This is a genomic window from Microcoleus sp. D3_18a_C4 (genome assembly GCF_036702415.1).
Classification (GTDB): domain Bacteria; phylum Cyanobacteriota; class Cyanobacteriia; order Cyanobacteriales; family Microcoleaceae; genus Microcoleus.
Window position 1 is genome coordinate 94,317 of record NZ_JAUBTI010000013.1, and the last position, 22,870, is coordinate 117,186.

A 22,870-nucleotide genomic window follows, 5' to 3' on the forward strand; every position below is an offset into this window, starting at 1 on the left:
GGCACTGTAGCAGAACCGATCGGCGGTGGTGGCACTGTAGCAGAACCGATCGGCGGTGGTGGCACTGTAGCAGAACCGATCGGCGGTGGTGGCACTGTAGCAGAACCAATCGGCGGTGGTGGCACTGTAGCAGAACCAATCGGCGGTGGTGGCACTGTACCACAACCAATACTTGGGAGTCCAGGCATTGTTATTAGTCCGGCATCGGGATTAGTAACTACAGAAGCAGGTGGCACAGACCAATTCACCATCAGACTCAACCGCCCACCTACTGCTGATGTGAAAATTGGTTTGCGTAGCAGCAATGAGGCAGAGGGAGTAATTTCAACGGACTCGATTACCTTCAATTCTGTTAATTGGAATCAGTGGCAGCCGATTACGATAACTGGTGTGGACGATAAGCGTCCAGAATTCGATCGCGATAAGAATTATCAGATTGTGACTGCGCCTGCTGTCAGTGCGGATAGTGACTACAACGGCCTCAATGCACCGGATGCCCTTGTTGTTAACAGGGATAACGAGATATCGAGCTTTAATAACGAATTTAACAACAATCTACCCCAATCCTTTACGGAGGTGGCTTACAGCTTTACCAGCAACGAACTCGATCTGAAAATACCTGGTTATGTTGGCGCTAATGCGTGGGGAGACTACGACAATGACGGTGATTTGGATCTCTTGGTCATGGAAGGAGGTAGTGTACAAAACAACTACTCATTTTCTTTTCCCCGATCGCAATACACCCCGAAAGTGTACAGCAACGACAACGGTAGCTTTACACCAGTTGATATAGGCCTGCCTACCGTTTACGGAGGTTTGCTTCAGGAAAATGGGAAAGAGCATAATTCCAAGCCTTCTGCTACGTGGGGAGACAGCGACAATGATGGCGATCTCGATATCTTACTCATAGGCGTAAGAAAAGAGATAAACTCCTCTGGTACGGAGAGCTATATCCCCACCACAACACTGTGGGCGAACCCAAAGATTGAGAACAATCGACCCCCTAACTCAACCGGGGACACCACTAAATTTGCTCCAGCGGCAAGGCTGCCTGGTATGTTCAACGGTTCTGCTGATTGGGGAGACTACAACAACGATGGCAGAAAGGATCTTGTACTCACAGGCGACACGAGTTCAGGCTACATCACCAAAGTGTTCCGCAATGACCGCATTGACTTTGGCGGTGGCATTCCCTTTAACTACGGCATTCGCTTTGAAGAGGACACTGAGGTTAGCTTGCCCGGTGTGATTGGCAATGCTGCTTGGGGAGACTACAACAACGATGGCAAACCCGATATCTTGGTGGCAGGCGAAACTGCCGGTTCAGCATACGTCGCAAAATTATATAGCAATACTGGTAATGGATTTACCGAGGAGAGAAATCCACTGCTGCAAAATCAAAACAACCTCAACCAACCTATTACTTACGGCGCTTGGGGAGACTCCAACAGTGATGGACAACTGGATATCTTGCTTACAGGTACAAAGCAGGGTCCTAGCTTTACCAGGGTGCTTCTGAACAACAGCAACTATCAAGAGACTAAATTTGAGGATCGTCTGATTCCATCGGGGCCTAATGCTGGTTTCGGTGCTTGGGGAGATGAAGACAATGATGGTGATCTCGATATTCTGCTGACACAAACGGATTCTGGTAAAGGTGTCGCCAAAGTTTACCGAAATGAGTCAGACTCTTTTGAACCCATCGACGATCCAACGCTACCTAATAATGTTTACGGTCCAACTTCTTGGGGAGACTACAACAAAGACGGCAGACTCGATATTGCACTCACGACAAGAGATGATTCATCTTTTCCGGGTGGCAGCTTTGTCAAAGTCTACCGCAACGATACTCCTGATGCGAACACACCACCCTCTACACCTCAACCTCAATTTTTACAGTCTATTAATACTCCAGAAGGAGTTTTATTAACTTGGCGCCCAGCAGAGAGTAGTACCTCCATCGACTCTAAAACTCCCGATCGGGGTTTAAGCTACAATCTGAAAGTTTGGGCTACTCCTCCCAATCCCAACGCTGGTGATCAGCCCCCCATTACAGAGTACATTGTTGGCCCCATGTCCGGTGATAACGGAACTCGGCAAGTAGTGCAGTTGGGAAATGTCAACCAACCGAGGGACTACTTATACGGGGAGTACAGTTTTCTGCTGAAGCCAGATTACTTAATCCCTGCCCCGTCTTACGATCCTAATTATTCTTACAATCCACAAACTTATGAATGGAGTGTACAGGCGATCGACAGTGCTTGGGCTGGTTCACCGTTTGTCAAGGGACCAACTTTTACAGCCCCTCCTGAGTCCAATCTCAAACCAACCGTCACCATCAGCGCTACAGATCCCAATGCGGCGGAAATAGCTCTCAAGTACCCAGAAGAAGCACCGAATCCCGGAAAATTCACCATTACCCGTACTGGTGGCAGCCTAGTTAAGCCGCTGGATGTCTACTACAGCTTGGATATATTCGATAATCTAAGCTACACTCCTAAACCCGGAACTGCTATACCCGGTATGGATTACGAATTGTTTTCCGAGTCGGACCCCAGTCTGCCATTCAAACCCCGTCAGCCGTTGCCTGTCAACCAGTATGGCTGGAACATTATCACCATTCCAGCAGGTAAACGCAGCGTCAACATAGATGTCGATGTCCGCGACGGCATCGTTGACGACATCCTAGTAGAAGGCGACGAACAGGTGGTTATTACGTTAGATCCTTTCTACAACGATCCCAACAAGGTGAAGATAGGCGAGTCCTCTAGTGCTACTGTGACGATCGCGGACAACGACCCCAACACCCCGCCTGTCCTCAACTACGGCCCCGATACAACCCCTTGGCATTACGAGTCCAAAACTGTAAGCAACAGCCCATCGACATTCAACTACCAATTTCCGTCGAACACTTTCACAGATCCCGATCTAGGTGACACGCTTACCTACACAGCAACTCTTGAAAATGGCGATCCTTTACCTGATTGGCTCATTTTCGATCCAGATACTCGCACTTTCAATGGCACAAATTCTCAACCTCAAGATTTCAATATTAAGTTAATAGCAAGAGACAGAGCCGGTGCAACTGCCAGCGATACGATCCAACTGATTATGAATGACAGCCGCTTTGAAGGTACTGTCATTGACGGTTATATCTCCGGTGCAACCCTCTTCCTAGACGCCAACAAAAACGGCATCAAAGACACCAACGAACCATCCACCACAACCGATTCCGGCGGTAAATTCAATCTCAACATCCCCTTCGAGATTTTCGACACCAATAAAAACGGAGAAATCGACCCATCAGAAGGCAATCTAGTAGCCACAGGAGGCATTGACACCGCCACCGGCTTACCCCTAGAAACACCAGTCACCGCACCCCCAGATTCTAGTGTAGTCACCCTCCTAACCAGCTTAATCGCCGACTTAATCGACAAAGGAATTGAACCAGAAGAAGCCCAATCTTTAGTCAAAGCCGCCCTTTCTCTCCCCGCTGAAGTTGACCTAACTAGCTTAGATCCAATCTTAGCTACCAATAACAACCAGCCAGGGGGAGTCGAAGTCTTATCCGCAATGGTGAAAGTCCAAAACTTCATCACCCAAGCCAGCGCTTTGATTGACGGTGCTTCCAGTGCAGTCAATACCGATATTGTCAAAGCTGTTGTCAGTTCAATTACGGCTCAAATTCAATCCGGTACAGTCTTAAACCTCAGCAATGCCGCAGCCTTAGAACCAATCATTCAGCAAGCAGCCGCGAAAATCCAGCAAATAGACCCCAGTTTCAACACTCAACAAGTCAGCCAAATTACCTCGCAATCCGCGACAGTAATGGCAACAGCCAATCAGCGCATTGATGTCGCCGTCTCCAACCCAACAGCAACATCAATTCCTGAATCACTTGCCCGCCTCCAACAAGTAGCCTTGGGCCCAACAACTCAAGAATTCAAAGAAGTTGGTACAGGAAATAAACCCATTTCCCAGGTAGTAGCTGACAATACTGGTACTGCTTTAGATAGCAGAGTTGAAGCTGTAGAATTGCCGACTGGGATTGCAACTCCTGTTGTCAGCGGCGATGCTGATTTGGGCAGCAATTCCCCCAATGCAATTCTCGGTACAAATGGCGACGATATCCTGACTGGCGACAGCGGCAATAATGTCTTGATGGGGATGAGGGGCAATGATTCCCTCGATGGAGTTCTGGGGAATGACACTATTTTTGGTGGCAAAGGTAGCGATACAATCCTGGGAAGTAGCGGTGATGATGTCTTATTTGGCAACCGTGGTGCTGACATCTTGAATGGCGATGATGGTAATGATATGCTTTACGGAGGTAAGGGAGATGATTTACTCAATGGCGGTTTGGGAATTGATACTTTGGTAGGAGGAATGGGATTAGATAAATTCCTACTATCTACCAATTCCGGTACTGATACGATTACTGATTTTGAAGTCGGTAAAGATTTGTTAGTAGTGGGTAATGGGTTGATTTTCTCGCAATTGGCAATTGCTCAAGATAGCGGTGCAACTTTAATCCGGTTGGCACAAACAGGGGAAGTTTTAGCTTCTCTGGGTGGTGTTTCTGCTAACAGTATTAGTGCTGCTAATTTCGGATTGATTTGAGATTGGGTAGGGAAACGGCATTGCCCATTAGTGTCAACTTAAGCTTTTAGTCCGTTAGTCTTCTCGCTCATCCGTCAGTCCGCCAGGGGTTGAAACCCCTGTCTAATAGCTAAAGTCCTCGCTATGAGGACTAATGAGTTCTTCAGTCCTCATAGCGAGGACTTTAGCTTTGAGACAGGGAATTCATTCCCTGTCGGACTATCGGTTTTACCTTAACTTGTCACAAATGGTTATATCCGATCGCCCAATCGGGCAATTTCATCATCCAATCCGGTTGATTTTACCCATTACCCGAAATCAGGATACGGCAGTGCCATGTCCCTACAATCGATCGCGTGATGCTTACATCCGAGGCGGTTAATGATTATTTTAGGGTAGGGAAACTGTATTGCCGTTTCCAGAGTTGCCGTGTTATTGATGGTTAGATCTGAGATTTTGCACAATTTTCCATCATCCTTTTATGAACACGCAAGATGCCTGTTCCACAAAAAAAATTATCTCTTGTGGAACGGGCATCTTGCCCGTTCTTCAGAATGATGCAAGATGTGAGTTATATCCTACCTTTCATATCAGCATCGCTGATATCGCATTCCCGGTAACTGCGAAACTAATCCCAACAATTCCAACTGCAAAAGTATACTAGAAACTGTTCCTGCTTCTAATCCCGCTGCTTCCACAATTACATCAAAAGAAATCGGCCCAGATACGATCGCACCTAACACCTTAGCCAATTCCGGCTCCAACGGCGGCCCTTGCTTCTCCACCGTCGGATTTGGAGGAAATAGCGACAACTGCTCGGCTCTATCCAATTTTGGCATAGCTCCGAGCATTTCCAACAACCTGTCTTCGCTTAACAGTCGATCGCGACCAGGCAGAATCGGATGAGCACCTTTACTCAGCAACTCCAAACACCCAAACGAACGCTCATCATCCAATCTTGCCGTCAAAACATACACATCCCGGCAAAAATCATTAGCTTGATAAGCAGTAATTAAAGCACCCGATTTGTGCGGAGCTTCTATCACGATTGTAGCGCGACTTAAGCCAGCAATTATGCGATTTCGGCGCGGAAAATTAGTTTTATTCGGTTGAGTTCCCGCCGGATATTCGCTAATTACCAATCCCTGCTGCAAAATGCGATCGCACAACCTCTCATTTTGTTTAGGATATACAATATCTACTCCCGTCCCCACCACTGCGAAAGTCCTTCCTCCCGCCTCCAAACAGCCTGTATGAGCCTCTGTATCAATGCCCGCAGCCAATCCCGAAACCACAGTAAAACCGCTTCTAGCCAAAGCCGTACTAAATTTGCGAGTCCACCTTCTGCCGTATTCCGAAGGGCTGCGAGTACCAACTATTGCCACTGTCGGCGTAATTCCTTGATTCTCTTTTACATCAACTAAACCGCGATAATACAACACTGGTGGCGGATTGGGAATTTCCAATAATAAGCGGGGATAATCTGGATCGGCGGGCGTCCAAAAACAGGGATTTTTTATAAGATGTTTTTCGATAAATTCTTCAGGATTAAGTTTAGTTCGTTCTTGGGAAATTGTTTCAATTATCTGCTTACCAAACCCTTCGACTCGCATGAAATCTACTGGTTTTGCCGTCCAAGCTTCTGCCAAACTATTGAAATTTTGGTGCAATCTTTGCAACAAAATCGGCCCGATACCGTTAATTTGCGACCATGCTAACCAGTAAGCGCGTTCTTCTAGCAACGAGTTACCCTCAACTTATCTGAGAATAATTTTATCATCTTCGGTTGAATATAGTAGGGAAACGGCACTGCCGTGTCCTCTATTTCTTGGGTGGGGAAACGGCACTGCCGTGGCCTGTATTTTCACAGATAGCCTGGTACAGAAATAGCACTGCCGTGTCCTGTATTTACACGGATTTCAAACTGTTATATAAATATTTTTTTACGAACCGCGAAGGCGCGAAGAATGCGAAGGGAATTAATACCAATTTTTTATGAGGCCCCGTAGAATCTGATCCCCCCTAACCCCCCTTAATAAGGGGAGTAGGGGGTGGGACAAGATTATTCTCAAAGTCAACCCCTACTCCCCAACAACCAGAGGGATTTAGGGGGATCGAGATATGTGCAACTTCACATTAAATTGGTATAAGAAGGATGTTGACAATTACTGGCTAGGTTTTCCAATCTACAAAACGGGCATAAATATAAGCAATAACTTCTCCGATCACAGTGCGAAAACCTTCGCTGGATTTCCACCATTCTTGGGAATTGTAATCTTGCGGTTCCGCCGCTATAATCCCGACTTTAATCTCAGGATTCAGCACTTCTTTGAAAACAATCCAACTTCTGCGGGCGTGAGGGCCAAAAGAATAAAGATTAATTGACTCAACTTTTATGGCAGAAGCAGCCAGCCAATCGCGAAGTGCGATCGCAGAAGCAGCAGTGCGGTGTTTGACAACACTCGCTGCTGGTACTGCTACTACTTTGTTTTTATCAAATCCTAGCGCAATACAAGTCGCGGCAGTTAGTGCAGCATAATTTTTATATTCAGCAAGATAGAAGCCTTTACTTAAAGGAGCTCCTGTGGTAATTAATTGGCGGTATTCGCCTTTTTTGAATTCGGCGATCGCACTTTCGATCGCATAATCCGGCAACCAGCCTTCGACAACCAATATATCTGCTTTAATCGGCGCATTTACCGCCAAAAATGGATGGATATTTGTGAGAATTAAGATCATTGCAATTATTAATCCCATCAGAGCAATTACCCAACCTTCCTTGGTAACTGCCCACATTTCTCGACGGCGGATTAGACGAATTCTCATTTTAACTCGATCTAGATGTTTTCGGGTATGGAGGCAGATTCGGCTAGACTGGGGAAGAGGGAAATACTGGGAAAGTGATAGAATTTCCCAATGCCCAATGCCCCATTCCCAATGCCCCATTCCCAAATTATTGGTGTTTCAGATACTCAAAAACGCTTTTATCCCCGATATCCTGCGGCATCGGTTGAAAAAACTTGCGTACAGCAAAGATGATAAACAAAGCCGCCCAAACTGCCAGCAAAAATTGTTCATTTTCGGCTGACAAAAAACCGAAAATATGTCCTAAAATTAAGAGAGGAACTCCCGGAGTCAAAAACTTAGTTTCGAGGCGATTAAAGCAGAATGCTTCCTTAAAATAAATGCCATTTAAGGCCGCAAAAGTAAAGCCAATTCCCCACAACGTCGCGGGATGTTCGTACACTGCTAAAGCTAAGGGTTCGCTGCTTTGTAGGGCGACAAACAATGCTGCCGCGCCGCCGATCGCCCAAAACGCCTGTAGTGTTCGGTGTAGCGCAATCATGTAAATGTGAATAGTTGCTAAGCTGACGCCTAAAGCTATCCAGAAACAAGCAAAAACAGGCGTTACAGCTTGGATTGCCATCGGGTTGTCGCCCTGTTGTAGCACCAGAGTAGCGCCGATCGCAAAACACAGCGCCGCCACCCCCAATCCAGCGCGGTAAATCAACACTCCCGTGCGATCGTTTTGAGTAATCGTAAATTCGCCGAATTGTCCTTGATAGACTGGCGATTCATCAGGTGATTTCAGTAGTTGCATTACAGCTTCCTCCTATCAGACACGAATGTACTTCTGCCAAGATATACTTTATTGATAAACCGATCCAGCGAGACCTAGCGATGCCTAAATTTAACAAGCCTAAACTTAACCAGCCTAAAGTTAACAAGTCTAAAGTCAACCAATCTCAATTGGACGATCGCCCCGATCAAAGCCAATCCCTTTCTTCAGAATCCGAACTTCCTCCAGTTCAGCTTGATGAAACCATTGTAGCAGGCAGAAGACCGAAACCGGTAAACGACTTTCAGCGCCTGCTGGAGGAATTATCCGAATTGAGAGCGGGGTTCGATCCAGAAATGTTAGCTCATCTCGATAAAAATATCCCATTTAATACCCAGCAATTTGAAACGAAAATCAGCAAAATTTTGGGATCAAAAAATATTGATGTCAGCCTAAAAAATTCCGTCAAATATCTAAATTACATCAAGCAAAATATTCAACTCCCCTGCCACGTTACCGGCATAGAAGAGTTTGAATGGGAAGAAGAATATACAATGGGTTCGGGCAGCAAAAAAGAATATGCACGGCTCAAAAAAACTCAACCTTCTTATACTGATAGATTCACCATTAATCGGTTGGAGGATTTGGTGGTTCAGGAAGAAGGCATATTTGTGGAAGTGCAGCGCGTCGGCGATCGCCAAAAGTTTATGTTGCCTTTATCTGAGTTAGAATCAGTTGATGTAACCTCCCGCAACAATCAGTTATTAGATGATTATGCCGTGTGGTTTATCAATTATTAAGGAAGAGTGGAAAAGTGAAAAATTGGGGGAGGGGAAGAGGGGAAGAGTGGGAGAAGGAGAGAGTGGGGGATGGGAAAAATCTTCCTTCTTCCTTCTTTTTGACATCCGTTACATCCGCCCTTGCGAATCCGTTGCCGAACTTCCTCCTTCCCTCTCCCTGACATCCGTTACATCCGTTACATCCGCCCTTGCGAATCCGTTGCCGAACTTCCTTCTTCCTTCTTAATTAAATTGAAGCCGACAAGTGCGATCGCGAAACCAAAGCCAAAGCTTCAACCAAACTGCGAACAGCCGCAATCATCGCCACTTCGCTATTAAGTTGGCTGACAGCAGAACCGACACCAACACCCGCAGCACCGGCTCCAATAGCGAGGGGTGCGGTGACGCTGGAGATACCGGAAGCGCAGAGTACGGGGACGGATACGGCGCGGGAAATTTCAAAGGCTGCGGCCAAAGTAGGCGCTGCTTTTTCAATTAATCCCAAGGTGCCGGCGTGAATTGGTTGGGCGCTGGTGCCACCTTCTGTTTGAATGATGTTAGCGCCAGCTTTGACTAATTCAATTGCTAATTGCACTTGTTTGTCGAGTACCAAAATGTGGGGAACTGTCACAGAAAGAGTGATGTTCGGAAATAGCGATCGAGTTTCGCGAGTCAACTGCAAAACTTCCTCAGCTTCAAAGCGGCGGCCTACTGCGTAGAAAGCATCAAAGTTACCAATTTCAATCAAATCAGCACCAGCTTCTACCGCAGGCACAAACTTTTCCGGTTCCACAGCCGATACACAAATTGGCAAATTTGTCAACTGTTTTGCCATCAATACCAAATCGCGATCGGCAGCAATATCGACAAAGGAAGCACCGCCGATATCCGCTGCTTTGACGACAGCCGCAACGTTGGCGGCATCAAAATTATTTAAACCGCTGATAATTTTCAGGGCGCGACCTTGCTCAAAAGCGCGCTGCAATTTAGAATTTACACTCATCGTTAGTTTTCCAACTCAAAAAATTTCTTAGACTCATTTTGACACAAATTAGAAGAATTTTTGATTTTTAATTCTTAATTTTTAATTACTTCCCGGCTGTCGAAATTTGTAAACATCTTTGATAACTTGTGCCCAGCCGTCAGAGAGAGATTCGAGAATACGAGCTCCCTTTTCTTTCGTCGCCGCCGTCGCATCGCCCAACACACCGCTTTCAGTCAACTCTCGCGTCAGCCAAGCAAAAGGCAAATTCCCTTCCATACTCAGCAAACTGTCTGTTGGTAAACCCTGCGGGTACTCGCAAACAGCCAGTTCCATTTTCACCTGTTCGGGCAAAATTGACAACATCAAACTCGTTTCTGCATCGCCCGCGTGAATTCCCAACTCCAACTCTTTCGCAGTTAATAATTCAGAAGCCACATTCGGAACCCGCCACACAAACAGCGGAAAAACAGAGAAATCCTGATATTTTTGATGAATATCCCGCGCCGCAATTTCCATCACCTGCGGCTGTCCGCCGTGACCATTCATTAACACTAATTTCCGAAATCCCGCCTGATAAATACTCTCCGCAATTTCACTGATTACTGCTAAAAGTGTCTGAGCACTGAGCATAATTGTACCGGGAAAATGGCAGTGTTCGTTTGACTTTCCGTAGTAAAGAGTTGGCAAAGCATAAGCGGGAATATTTGCCTCTAACTTGGCCAGGGCTTTGCCTGTCACCGCCGCGCTAATTGCCGCATCTACAATTAAAGGCAAATGGGGGCCGTGCTGTTCGATCGCACCTAGCGGCTGAATTATCACAGTATTTTCTTTATCCGGCATAGACTGAATTTCTGTCCAAGTCAGATATGGAAAAAAGCGCGATTCTGGAATAAAATTGTGCATATTACGATTCTACAAGCTCAAGGGCAAAAGTTATGAACACATTTGAGCGCCTAAAGATCGAGGGGTTTCGCCGTTTGTTTTCGGCAGAGGTGGAAATGCGAGATCTGACAGTGATGATTGGTGCTAACGGTGTTGGGAAAAGTTCTTTCTTAGAAATATTCTCACTTTTAGCAGCATCAGCGAACGGTCAGTTACAGTCCAAAATTTCAGAGTTGAGCGGTCTAACTCAGATGGTAACATTAGACCGGGCTGATAGCGTGTCAATCTCCTTATCAATGCCTATAGAGAATCAGGAACCCCTTAACTATTCTCTGAAACTTGCAACCAAAGGTCAATTCTATGAAATTGGTTCAGAAACTCTAATCCAACAGCGCGATCCCAATGCTTCTCAACCTTTTAAGTATATTGAATCTCGCGGTTTAGATGTCAAATATTTCAGTCCAGACGATGAAAAGCTACTACGTCCAAACTGGCAGTACAATCCTTTGGAAAGCTCACTCGCTCAGGTTCCTAAGATGTATCGGGAACCAGAAACATTGAGGCAGCACTTAGCTTCATGTAGCTTTTATAAGGCTTGGGAGTTGAATCTTTCCCCTCAAAGTCCTATACGTTTACCTCAATCTATGCGTCCTGCAACTTTGCCCGGTACCAAGGGAGAAGATTTAGTTTCATGCCTTTATTATCTGCGAGAAACAGATCCAAATCGATTTGAAATTATTCAAGATACACTGGCTGCAGCTTTTCCTGATTTTGAAAGGTTGAGTTTTCCGCCAGTAGCAGCCGGAACTTTAGCAATGACTTGGAAGGATCGAAATTTTTCTCATCCTTTTTATATGCACCAACTATCCGAGGGAACGCTGCGATTTCTCTGGTTAATCACCTTACTGCAAAGTCGAGATTTGACCGCTGTCACGCTGATTGATGAGCCGGAAGTTAGTTTACATCCAGAGTTGTTACAACAACTAGCTCATGCTATGAGAGAAGCTTCTCAAAGAACTCAACTAATTGTAGCAACTCATTCAGATAGACTGATCGGATTTTTAGAGCCTAAAGAGGTGCTTGTCTGCAATACTGAAGATGGATTAACAACTCTAACTTGGGCTGACTCTATAGACTTAGAACACTGGTTAGAAGATTATAGCTTGGATCAGCTTTGGGCAATGAATATCATTGGAGGCAGACCGTGAAGATTGCCATCATAGTAGAAGGAAAAACAGAAACAGCTTTTATGCCTATATTGCGAAAATTTTTGGAATCGCGTTTGCAGCAAATGCCAAAACTCGATACTAAACCTCAACACGGTCGCATTCCTAAAGAAGACAAGCTAAAGCGTGTAGTTGAAAATTTTTTAGGAAAAGATGGTTATGATGCTGTAATTGCATTAACAGATGTTTATACAGGAACTAAAGATTTTAAAGATGCAGGAGACGCTAAGGCTCAAATGAAAAAATGGGTGGGGGAAAATCCTAAATTTTATCCCCATGCAGCTTCCCATGACTTTGAAGCTTGGCTGTTACCTTTTTGGTCAAAAATTCAGCAAATATCAGGAGGCAATAGAGCCGTTCCTAGCGGTTCTCCTGAACTGGTCAATCACAATAATCCACCTTCTTATCGGATTAAAGAAATATTTGAACAGGGAAAACGTCGCAGTTATGATAAAGCACGGGATGCCAAAAGAATATTAGAGGGACAAAATCTCATGGAGGCTGCCGCAGTCTGTCCAGAATTAAAGGCTTTTCTGAATACTATTTTATCTCTTTGTGGGGGCGAATTGATTCCTTGACCCCGCCCAAAAACGGATACGAGCCCGCGATTCCTGTTGTGGAAAAAGCGAGATTTTAGACCAAGCTCTGGCGCGGGTTTCACACCTTGCTCGCTATATGTATATACTGTGCTGTGCGGTCACGCAAGCACTCCTAAACAACGCTTTTTACTTTCCCAAGAGCTCCTCCTATCATCAAGCGTGCAAGCTTTCACTCTTCGTGCGAGCATCCCGATCGCTAAAAATATATAAAGCGATCGGGATGCTCGCACTCCTAAAAAACGCTTTTTACAAAATAGGACGGCTCCCAATCAACTAGCCTGAAAACTAAAAAGTAATTTCCCAGATAGATCGCATATTCTGTATGTGGGTAGAGCCTATAATATAGCAGATGCTTTAATAGCGCGCTGATAATATACGCTCGCCAGCTCAGACCGAAAGACATAGAGACGACTAATTGATGGAAGCTTGGCAAACCCCACAAACTCATTTAACCGACATTCCGATCGCCGATGAACTGTCGCGCCGCATCCCTCGATCGCACGATTGCAAAGCAGAAAACCGAGCGCTGCAAACGCTGGCTAGACAACTGGCAACCTCACCCCACACCCTGCTCAAAACACTGGTGGCGATCGCTCAAGATTTGTGCGGCGCAGGAAGCGTCGGAGTCTGCTTGCTAGAAGAAAATGCAACTTCCGAACAAATATTTCGCTGGGAGGCCTTGGCGGGCGCGTGGGAAGTCACAGAGCACAGAAACACACCCCGCACATTGCGTTGGTCGGGAGCAGGCCTAGATCGCCAAACTCCCCAGCTTTACTTCGCTCCCGAACAATACTTCACCGACTTACAGCAGCTAGAAAAGCCGATCGCCGAAGCGTTAGTCGTGCCGCTGCAAGTAGAAAATCAACCGCTGGGGGCAATATGGATTGTATCTCACCAGGACGATCGCCAGTTCGATGCCGAAGACTTGCGGATCGCGATCGCCCTAGCAGACTTTGCCGTTGCCGCCGTACAAATCGATCGCGCCAATCGAACCAAAGAAGCTTTGCGACAAAGCGAAGAACGCTGGCAGCTAGCCTGTGCCGGCAACAACGACGGCATTTGGGATCACAACCTGCAAACAAATTGCTCTGTAGTGAGCGATCGCTTTTTAGAGATTTTGGAACGTAGGCCCGAAGAAGTCAAAAACTTCAGCCAATATTTGAGCTACATTCATCCCGATGATGTGGAGATAATGCAAAGCAATTGGCAGCAGCACTTGCATCGAGAAACCTCACATTACTGCTGCGAGTACCGCGTTCGCTGTCCCGACGGGCGCTACAAATGGATTTTAGCCAGAGGGCGAGCAATTTGGGACGAGTCAGGCAATCCCTTGCGGGCCGTGGGCTCCCTCACAGATATCAGCGATCGCAAACAAACTGAAATTGCCTTGAAACAAAGCGAAGAACGTTTGAGCGTCGCCATCGAAGGCTCAGGCATGGCAACCTGGGATTTTGACGTGCGAACAAATCGAGTAATTTGGTCGGCGACCCATTTCAGCATTTTGGGCTGCGAACAGACACCGGGCGGCGAAGTAAGCGTAGCTGTGTGGCAAAACTGCGTGCATCCAGACGACTTAAAGCAAGTCCTGCAGGCAATAGAAACAGCTAGGCAAACGAGATCGCTCTACTCCCCCGAATACCGGATCATCCGGGCCGACACACGAGAAATCCGCTGGTTGAGCGCGTTCGGGCGCTATCTCTACGACGCGGACGGCGAAGCAGTGCGGTTTATCGGAGTATTATTTGATGCTACCGATCGCAAAATGGCCGAACTGGCCTTGCAAGAAAGCAACAATCGCTTTCATTTAGCTACAAGGGCGATCGACGGCATGGTGTTTGAGTGGGATTTCGCATCGAACTCAGTTTACCGTTCCGAGGGACTGTCCTCGATCGTCGGTGTCTGCCCAGAGGATGCATCGGCAACAGCAGAGTGGTGGAGAGAACGCATCCATCCCGTCGATTTGGCACGCATCCAAGCCGGGGGGCAATCAATCTTGAATATTCCCGATCGCTATGAAATCGAGTACCGAGTTCAGCACGAAGACGGGCGCTGGATCGATGTTTGGGAGCGCGGCTGTTTGATCCGCAACCAGCAAGGCGAAGTGACCAAAGTTGTCGGCTTCACAAGCGACATTACCCAGCGCAAACAAACAGAAGCAGCACTGTGCGATCGTGAAACCCACCTGCAGTTGATTCTCGACAGCGCCAAAGACTACGCCATCATCACCCTCGACACCGGCGGACACGTTACCAGTTGGAACGCAGGGGCCCAGAGATTGCTGGGCTATTCCGAAGCTGAAATCGTCGGGCAAGACGGACGAATCATCTTCACCCCAGAAGACTCAGCAGCCAGAAAGCCGGAAGCAGAAAGGCACAGCGCCCTGACGAAGGGAAGAGGAGAAAACGAGCGCTGGCACGTCCGCAAAGACGGCAGCCGCTTTTGGGGCAGCGGGCTGGTGAGGCCCCTGCGCGACGCAGCAGGCGAGGTGCAAGGTTTCCTGAAAATCATGCAGGACAAAACCGAGCGGCGGCAAATAGAAGAAGCACTGCGGCACAGCGAAAATCTCTACCGCACCCTCGCCGATGGCGTCCCGGAATTAATGTGGATCAACACCGCCGACGGCAGGTTAGAGTTTTGCAACCAACACTGGAAAAACTACACGGGCATGATGCCAGAATTGCCGCTGGCTGCGCCGGTGCTGCAATTATTTCATCCTGACGATCTGCCAGCAGTTGTCGCCACGCGCACTCCTGCGATTGCAGCAGGGGAAGCCTACGAATTCGAGTGTCGGGTACGCAGGTTTGATGGTAATTACCGCTGGCATCTAGCGCGACTTGTTCCCGTCAAAGACAGGGGGGGAAAGGTGGTGCAATGGGCTGGTATCGGCATTGATATTGACGATCGCAAACGAGCAGAAGAAAGCTTAGCAGAAAGCGACCGCCGCTTTCGCTTCCTGGCTGAGTCGCTGCCCCACCTGATTTGGAACGTAACCTCCGCCGGGGAAATTCGCTTTACCAATCAACAAAAATGGTCGGAATATCTGGGAATGTCTTACGAGGAAGCAGCGAGAAACAATTGGGAATCCCTAGTCCCGCCCTCGGATTTGGCAGAATCTTGGGCCCGCTGGCAAGAATGTCTAACCAGCGGAGAAGTTTATCAACTCGAGCTGCGCCTCCGGCGGGCAGCAGACCAAATGGAACGCTGGCATTTGTCCCGCGCCGTGCCAATTCGCGACGCAGGGGGCGAAATTGTCGAGTGGATCGGCACGAATACTGATATTCACGATCGCAAACAAGCCCAACTCAACGAGCAGTTTCTCTCCGAGCTCGAAGTCCGCTTGCGGCAGGGCATCAACCCCGCAGAAATGTTGTCGGAAGCGATGAACAGTCTGGGAGAATATTTAAAGGTCGATCGCTGCGTGTGGCACGAAATCGATGTAGAAGCCGATCGGGCAATTGTCCGGCAAGACTGGCACCAGTCCGACTTGGCCAGCACCGTCGGCACCTATCAAATCTCAGACTTTAAGACGGCAGAACTGAAAGCTCTGTCTATGGCAGGTCAAACCCTTGTCATCTCAGATATCGCTAATCACCCCCATACAGCGCATTTATTCGATAACTACGGTGCCGTCTCGATTCGTGCTTTGGTCGATGTTCCCTGCCTTCAGGAAGGGCGCTGGGTGGCTCTTTTGCTGGTGACATCAAAGGTGGTTCGGCACTGGCGGCCCGATGAAGTTTGGCTGATGCAAGAAGTGGTGGCTCGCCTCTGGGCGGTGATCCTGCACGCGCGAGCCCTGCATGAGCTGCACGAAAGCGAGGCTCGGTTCCGCGCTCTAGCTGACAACATCGCTCAGTTGGCATGGATGACAGATCCTACTGGCTCGATTTTCTGGTACAACCAGCGCTGGTTTGACTACACCGGCACCACCCTAGAAGAAATGCTAGGCTGGGGCTGGCAAAAGGTGCACCACCCGGAACACCTCGATCGCGTTGTCGAAAAATTTAGGCGCTGCATTGAAACAGGCGAACTCTGGGAAGATACTTTCCCTTTGCGCGGCAAAGACGGATCGTACCGCTGGTTTCTCTCCCGCAGCGTGCCGATTCGCGACGATGGAGGCCAGGTGCTGCGCTGGTGTGGCACCAACACTGATATTACCGATCGAAAAGTTGCAGAAGCAGAACGGGAACGCCTTCTAGCACGGGAAAAGGCAGCGCGGGAAGAAGCAGAACAGGCTAACCGCGTCAAAGACGAATTTTTGGCTGTTTTGTCCCACGAATTGCGGACTCCCTTAAACCCGATTGTGGGCTGGGCGAAGCTGCTTCAATCGAATCTTCTGACACCCCAAAAGCAGCGTTACGCCTTAGAGACGATCGAGCGCAACGCCAAACTGCAAACCCAGCTTATCGAAGATTTGCTCGATGTGTCGGGGATTCTGCAAGGCAAGGTCAGCTTGAATATTGCACCTGTGGATTTAGCCGGGGTCATCGGCGCCGCTATTGAAACGGTGCGTCTGGCGGCGGAAGTCAAGTCGATTCAAATCAGCACTCAATTTGCACCGAATCTCGGCCCGGTGTTGGGCGATGCGGGCAGACTTCAGCAGGTAGTCTGGAATTTGCTGTCAAATGCCGTCAAGTTCACCCCGCCGTCCGGCAAAATTGAAGTCGTTCTCGATCGGGTGGACACCAACGCCCAAATTACTGTAACTGATACGGGAAAAGGTATCGAACCTGATTTTCTGCCCTATGTATTCGACTACTTCCGGCAAGCTGACAGCTCGATGACGCGCAAGTTTGGCGGATTGGGTTTAGGATTGGCGATCGTCCGCCATCTCCTCGAACTCCACGGCGGCACGGTGAAATCGGAAAGTGCAGGCGAAGGACAAGGCGCGACATTTACAGTCAGGATACCCCTGATGCCCGTGCAACCTCAGACAAGTCTTGCTGCTGCTGGGCCGGAGCAATCCTTCAATTTGAGCGGTATCAAGGTGTTAGCCGTAGATGATGATGCCGATGCGCTAGATTTAGTGGTTTTTCTGCTTGAGGATTGTGGGGCAAGCGTTACAGCAGTTTCTAACGCGGCCGATGCCTTGGCGGTTTTAACTGAGTCTGTGCCGGATTTGCTGTTGAGCGATATAGGAATGCCTGATACCAACGGTTATCTGTTGCTGTGGCAGGTTCGGGCTCTGCCGCCCGACAAAGGGGGACTGGTTCCGGCGATCGCCCTCACGGCTTATGCTGGAGAAATTGACTATCAGCAGGCCCTGGCTGCGGGGTTCGGGCGCCACATTTCTAAGCCTTTAGACCCCGACAAGTTGGTGCAGGCAATTTGGGAGGTAGTCGATCGATCGGGCAAAAACATTGTTTAAAGTATTTTTGTGTCGGAAAAGTCTTTATTTAATGAACCGCGAAGACGCAAAAAACGCGAAGGAATAAAGGAAGAAAAAAGGAAAAAGTTAATAATTTCAACTCCGGTTATATCTGAAATACTGCACCCTTCTCACTAATGATTTTATTGAGTGGCTATGAGCAACGGCCCGCAAGAAAATTCACTCTTTGTGGAAGCGGGCGGAAAGCCTGTTCATAAAAATGGTGCAATAGTTGATACTCCCCATGCCGTGCATGCGAGGGGATTCTTGAAGAACCCAGAGTCGGATTTTCAAAGGCGCTATCAATTCGCCGCTACTGATTCTGCTAAGATCTAATCCTAGCTTTATCGCTACTTTTCTGATAATGTTTGCTGCGCCGTTGCCATCAGCATTTATTTTCGTACCATCGGCTGAACGATACAGTCCACGAGTTATTCTTTTTCCTGATTCTTTCCACCCTTCAGTTTTTTCACCGAACGCAGGCAGCGAATCATTATCGAGAAAGCTGGCTTTTGAGGTATATGCTTCTTCAGTTTCTAGGAACTTAATTTTGTACTGATGACACAACTGAAGTATTCTCTCTTTTAGCCGACCCGTAGGAATTTGCACAAATTTTTGATTAGTCTTTTGACCCATATTGGCATTTTGTTTTTGCTCTTTATTCCATCCAAATACTACCGTTTCTATCCCATTCTTAAGGCAGTGATCGATTACAATCCTTGCTGCTTTGTTGACTGCATCTCTAACTTGTCGATTCCTTTTTTCGGTAATCCGGGCTAACTGGTTTGACCAGAACCCCTGTGGTCGGTTCTCTTTCAGCACAGAGATTCGCTTGTTGTACCACTGATTCAAAGACTTTAGATGTCGTCCATCAATAATAAAAGAAGTTCCTACATTGGATACGCCTGTTAACCAATTATTAATTCCATGATCTAACCCCAGGACACTTCCGGGAAGCACAGCACTACCAAGCTGCTCCTCTGTTCGATATACAAACTCGGCGTAAAAACAGCGATTTCTGGGAAGAATCCGAATTTCAACCAGTTTCTTGTAGTCCAAGTTTGACGGCATCGGCAAGAAAAATTCTCCGATTCCAAACCAAAGCTTGACTTTACTACCTAGTGGGAACCGTAACAACCCGTTTTTGAGTTTGACATCCGCGATCGGGAATGTCACTAATTTCAGAGAATCTTTTCTGTATTTTGGTAGCTTTGGGTGCTGCGTAACAGTCCCAGATTTGATTCCCAATAGCCGCCCAATGTATGAACTGAAGGATTCAGCGACACTGGTTAAAGTTTGCTGTGCGACATGGGAATACAGAGCCTTAAAATGCAAATTCGATTTAAACATTTTATGGAAATCATATTTCCCAGGGATTTTGCCAGTTTTGAAATACAACTGACGACCGTAGTACAAGGCGCAGTTTGCTAGCTTGTTTGATTCACCACAGACAAACTCTAAAATTGCTTTCAGACTGAAATCAGCATTAATTAAGTTTTGCTGGCATCCGTAATTAGACATTTTTTTGATTTTCGATATACTGCTTGACCACTGATAGTGGCGCACCGCCAACTGTTGCAACAAAGTAACTATTCGTCCACAGAGTTGGCAGTCTGCTTTTTAACCAAGGAAATTCCTGTCTCAATAGTCGAGATGAACGTCCTTTCAAATATCGGATCAACTTGGCAATCCCGAATTGTGGGTCTACTCCTACTAAAACATGAACATGCTCTGGCATTACTTCCATTTCTATTAGTTCGGCGTTGAATTCAGTGCAAACTTCTTGTAAAATCGCTTTCAGGCGAACATCTACACCGTTAATCAACACAGACCTACGATACTTTGAACACCACACAATATGATAATTGCAACAGTAGGTTACATTGCTGTTGGATTTTAGTTTTGTTTTCATATTTACAGTATATACCAACCAACCTGTATACTGTGTGTCGAAATATAAAGAATTGTTCAAGGCGGTTGAAACCGCTACCGACTTTTCCCCGTGTCTAAAGCCAGGGGCTTGCGTCTCGTTTTCCGGTCAGATGTAACCAATTTAATCCTGGTTCGATCGCGCATCATCTCAAACAAAAAAACCTCACGGATGGAGGTTTTTTGATGATTATTGGCGATCGTCGGACAGGTTAAAACATCCTGTCCCTGCATAATGCCCACAGCACTAAGACTCAATTCTTAGCGGTAGTCAGTGCGCGCCGCGGGTTCGCGATCGCTCGTTGTAGTTGTATAGCGGACATTTTCTTCGCGTTTGCGGGGAATCAAACCCAACAAACCAGACAAGCCTAGCAATCCCAACCATCCCCAATCAAAATCGCGATCGGTTTCAGCATTGTAGACATCGGAGCGAGGAGTGGTGGTGGTTGTAGTGCTGTTAGTACCGGAAGTAGTGCCACCAGTTGTATCTGTCTGAGCTGAAGCAGGGAGATGAGCAGGTGCTAGGGCTAAACCAGCAGCTATAATACCTGCACCGATTGCTTTGGATAAATCAGAACGTTTCATAATTCAGCTCCTCTCTGTTGGCTAAAATCTTTAACTATCAAAACTATGTCGATCTGCAGACAGGTTAAAACATCCTGTCCCTGCATAAGACCGACAGCACTAAGACTCAATTCTTAGCGGTAGTCACTACGCACAGCGGGTTCGCGATCGGTCGTTGTAGTGGTATAGCGGACATTTTCTTCGCGTTTGCGGGGAATCAAGCCCAACAAACCAGACAAGCCTAGCAGTCCCAACCATCCCCAATCAAAATCGCGATCGGTTTCAGCATTGTAGACATCGGAGCGAGGAGTGGTGGTGGTTGTAGTGCTGTTAGTACCGGAAGTAGTGCCACCAGTTGTATCTGTCTGAGCTGAAGCAGGGAGATGAGCAGGTGCTAGGGCTAAACCAGCAGCTATAATACCTGCACCGATTGCTTTGGATAAATCAGAACGTTTCATAATTCAAATGCTCTCTGTTGGCTAAAATCTTTAACTATCACAACTATATCGATTGGCTTTTAAAGTTAAATCCACCTCTAGCAGTAAAGATGGTTATGTTCCACGTATAACTACAGATTGATATCAAATTTTTAGCAGGCGCACAAAATTAAAGATTGCTCGCGGAGGCACTCCGGCACTAGAAATCGCGGGTCTGACACCTCACTCGGTGGTGAGGCAGTGCGGCACTCTCGACAACAGACAAGGTGTTGTTGACAAAAAACGGTAAACTCAGATATTGCACAGATAAGTGTTGGAAGTCGATCGACGGAGATAAAAACTTTTGGGAATAGAGCTACGCAGCTACGTATTTCTAGACAACTTGCAGCCGCAGCACGCAGCATACATCGGCACCATCGCCGCCGGATTCTTGCCGCTGCCGGGGGATGCGTCGCTGTGGATAGAAATCTCGCCCGGTATCGAAATTAACCGAATTACCGATGTCGCCCTCAAATCCGCCTCCGTGCGCCCGGGAGTGCAGATAGTCGAACGCTTGTACGGCCTTCTGGAAGTACACTCGAGTCAGCAGGGGGAAACGCGGGCCGCAGGCAAAGCAATTCTAGAATTCATCGGACTCCGCAGAGAAGAAGGTATCAAACCGCGAGTGATTTCCAGTCAAATTATTCGCAACATTGACCCCCACCAAACACAATTAATCAACCGCACCCGCCGCGGACAGTTGCTGCTGGCGGGACAAACGCTTTACGTCTTAGAAGTAGAACCGGCGGCCTATGCAGCGCTGGCGGCCAATGAAGCAGAAAAAGGCGCATCTATTAACATCTTAGAGGTTCAGGCTGTAGGAAGTTTCGGACGGCTTTACCTCGGCGGCGCAGAACGAGATATTATAGCAGGTTCCCAGGCAGCAATTGCGGCGGTGGAAAACGTGACGGGTCGAGAAAATCCAGCAATTGTTGGTCGCAAGGAATAGCCGTTAAAGGAGATGCAATTATGGCAAATACACAGCATTTAGCGCTGTTAAAAAAAGGTGCAGTTACTTGGATTGAATGGAGAACTCTCAACCCAAATATAGAACCGGATCTCAGCGAAGCTAACCTCGCCGAAGCAAATCTCAGAGGTGCACATCTTGGGCGATCGAACCTTTTTAAAGCAGATTTGTTTAAGGCTAAATTAATTGCGGCCAACCTCGCCGAATCTAATTTTAGTTTAGCAAATCTTGCCGGAGCGCAACTGCTCGAAACTAATTTAATTAAAGCTAATTTAACTGGAACCAACCTCCGCTCTGCCGACCTCAAGGGAGCTGATTTGAGCGGTGCTAATTTAATTGGAGCTGACCTCACCGCTGCCAATCTCCAACAAACCGATTTCGCAGATGCGAATTTAATCGGTGCGGTGATGTTTCGAGTTAATGCGATGGGCGCGAACCTCAACTTTGCTAATCTCAGTCAAGCTAATCTGACTCAAGCCGAATTGATTGAAGCACATTGCTATGCAGCTAATTTCTCTAAAGCTAACCTCGGAGAATCTCACTTCACTGGAGCATATCTTTTCAGAGCCAATCTCAGTTTTGCACAGTTGAGCGCGGCAGATTTCCGGTGGGCAAACCTCGGCAAAGCTGATTTGAGAGGGGCGAATTTGACCGGGGCAAATCTTAGGGGAGCGAACTTGGCGGGAGCTAATCTGGGCGAAGCTATTTTGAAAGGAACAATCATGCCTGACGGCAGCATTGTGTGATAAATATTGGATAATATTTATTCCTCTAAAATAACCGCGATAGTTAAAAAAAAGCCAGTGGCGCGTTTACCGAAAGCATTGCCAAAACATTAATTTTTGGGGCTGGTTGAGGTTTTCTCTAAGGCTCGCGAATTAAATAACTTACAATTTTAATTGTTATTGTGGGATGGGCGTCCCGCCCGTCCTTTTTGGAC

17 protein-coding genes are annotated in these 22,870 nt (G+C 47.3%); 8 read left to right on the top strand and 9 right to left on the bottom strand.

Annotated features, from left to right (window positions below; translation table 11 throughout):
- Both QUB16_RS09520 and QUB16_RS09525 read left to right on the top strand, forming a co-directional pair.
- The coding region (locus QUB16_RS09520; RefSeq protein WP_333315727.1) for an FG-GAP-like repeat-containing protein at positions 1–4,620 on the top strand (4,620 nt) is incomplete at its 5' end.
- A gap of 133 nt (positions 4,621–4,753) precedes the next feature.
- A complete protein-coding gene (locus QUB16_RS09525; RefSeq protein ID WP_333315728.1) occupies positions 4,754–4,981 on the top strand; it encodes a hypothetical protein in 228 nt (75 codons plus the stop codon).
- Positions 4,982–5,189: 208 nt separating this feature from the next.
- Here the strand turns inward: QUB16_RS09525 and dprA are convergent, their stop codons facing one another.
- The 3 genes from dprA to QUB16_RS09540 all read right to left on the bottom strand — a co-directional run bounded on the left by dprA (position 5,190) and on the right by QUB16_RS09540 (position 8,200).
- Positions 5,190–6,341, bottom strand: coding sequence for a DNA-processing protein DprA (dprA, locus tag QUB16_RS09530; protein ID WP_333315729.1), 1,152 nt, complete (start codon positions 6,339–6,341; stop codon positions 5,190–5,192).
- A gap of 430 nt (positions 6,342–6,771) precedes the next feature.
- Positions 6,772–7,425 (bottom strand): YdcF family protein, encoded by a 654-nt coding sequence (locus QUB16_RS09535; protein ID WP_333315730.1) that lies wholly within the window; start codon positions 7,423–7,425, stop codon positions 6,772–6,774.
- Positions 7,426–7,552: 127 nt separating this feature from the next.
- Positions 7,553–8,200 carry a DUF2301 domain-containing membrane protein gene (locus QUB16_RS09540; RefSeq protein ID WP_333315731.1) on the bottom strand — a complete coding sequence of 216 codons (648 nt, stop codon included), beginning with the start codon at positions 8,198–8,200 and terminating at the stop codon, positions 7,553–7,555.
- A gap of 80 nt (positions 8,201–8,280) precedes the next feature.
- On the opposite strand from QUB16_RS09540, the gene QUB16_RS09545 reads away from it, so the two are divergent.
- Positions 8,281–8,958 (top strand): calcium-binding protein, encoded by a 678-nt coding sequence (locus QUB16_RS09545; protein ID WP_333315732.1) that lies wholly within the window; start codon positions 8,281–8,283, stop codon positions 8,956–8,958.
- Between the two features lie 226 nt (positions 8,959–9,184).
- Here the strand turns inward: QUB16_RS09545 and QUB16_RS09550 are convergent, their stop codons facing one another.
- Positions 9,185–9,940, bottom strand: coding sequence for a DUF561 domain-containing protein (locus QUB16_RS09550; RefSeq protein ID WP_333315733.1), 756 nt, complete (start codon positions 9,938–9,940; stop codon positions 9,185–9,187).
- An 81-nt stretch (positions 9,941–10,021) separates the two neighbouring features.
- Positions 10,022–10,825: a creatininase family protein gene (locus QUB16_RS09555; protein ID WP_333315734.1), complete on the bottom strand. Its 804-nt coding sequence runs from the start codon at positions 10,823–10,825 to the stop codon at positions 10,022–10,024.
- 32 nt (positions 10,826–10,857) lie between these two features.
- On the opposite strand from QUB16_RS09555, the gene QUB16_RS09560 reads away from it, so the two are divergent.
- The 3 genes from QUB16_RS09560 (at position 10,858) to QUB16_RS09570 (ending at position 17,994) form a co-directional block, all read left to right on the top strand.
- Positions 10,858–12,012: an AAA family ATPase gene (locus tag QUB16_RS09560; protein WP_333288795.1), complete on the top strand. Its 1,155-nt coding sequence runs from the start codon at positions 10,858–10,860 to the stop codon at positions 12,010–12,012.
- A complete protein-coding gene (locus tag QUB16_RS09565; RefSeq protein WP_333315735.1) occupies positions 11,979–12,608 on the top strand; it encodes a DUF4276 family protein in 630 nt (209 codons plus the stop codon). Before QUB16_RS09560 ends, QUB16_RS09565 begins: the two co-directional genes overlap by 34 nt.
- A gap of 439 nt (positions 12,609–13,047) precedes the next feature.
- Positions 13,048–17,994, top strand: a complete 4,947-nt coding sequence (locus QUB16_RS09570; protein ID WP_333315736.1) for a PAS domain-containing protein — start codon at positions 13,048–13,050, stop codon at positions 17,992–17,994.
- 180 nt (positions 17,995–18,174) lie between these two features.
- Here the strand turns inward: QUB16_RS09570 and QUB16_RS09575 are convergent, their stop codons facing one another.
- The 4 genes from QUB16_RS09575 to QUB16_RS09590 form a co-directional block, all read right to left on the bottom strand.
- Positions 18,175–19,515, bottom strand: a complete 1,341-nt coding sequence (locus tag QUB16_RS09575) for a transposase (RefSeq protein WP_333315737.1) — start codon at positions 19,513–19,515, stop codon at positions 18,175–18,177.
- Complete coding sequence (tnpA, locus tag QUB16_RS09580; RefSeq protein WP_333315738.1) at positions 19,508–19,906, bottom strand: IS200/IS605 family transposase; 399 nt, start codon at positions 19,904–19,906, stop codon at positions 19,508–19,510. Before tnpA ends, QUB16_RS09575 begins: the two co-directional genes overlap by 8 nt.
- Before the next feature lie 278 nt (positions 19,907–20,184).
- Entirely contained in the window at positions 20,185–20,508 is a 324-nt protein-coding gene (locus QUB16_RS09585; protein WP_190661580.1) for a WGxxGxxG family protein, read from the bottom strand.
- Positions 20,509–20,621: 113 nt separating this feature from the next.
- Positions 20,622–20,945, bottom strand: a complete 324-nt coding sequence (locus tag QUB16_RS09590) for a WGxxGxxG family protein (protein WP_333315739.1) — start codon at positions 20,943–20,945, stop codon at positions 20,622–20,624.
- 322 nt (positions 20,946–21,267) lie between these two features.
- On the opposite strand from QUB16_RS09590, the gene QUB16_RS09595 reads away from it, so the two are divergent.
- Together QUB16_RS09595 and QUB16_RS09600 are read left to right on the top strand one after the other, a co-directional pair.
- Positions 21,268–21,912, top strand: a complete 645-nt coding sequence (locus QUB16_RS09595) for a hypothetical protein (protein ID WP_333315740.1) — start codon at positions 21,268–21,270, stop codon at positions 21,910–21,912.
- A gap of 20 nt (positions 21,913–21,932) precedes the next feature.
- Positions 21,933–22,676, top strand: a complete 744-nt coding sequence (locus QUB16_RS09600) for a pentapeptide repeat-containing protein (RefSeq protein ID WP_333315741.1) — start codon at positions 21,933–21,935, stop codon at positions 22,674–22,676.
- The last annotated feature ends 194 nt before the right edge of the window (positions 22,677–22,870 follow it).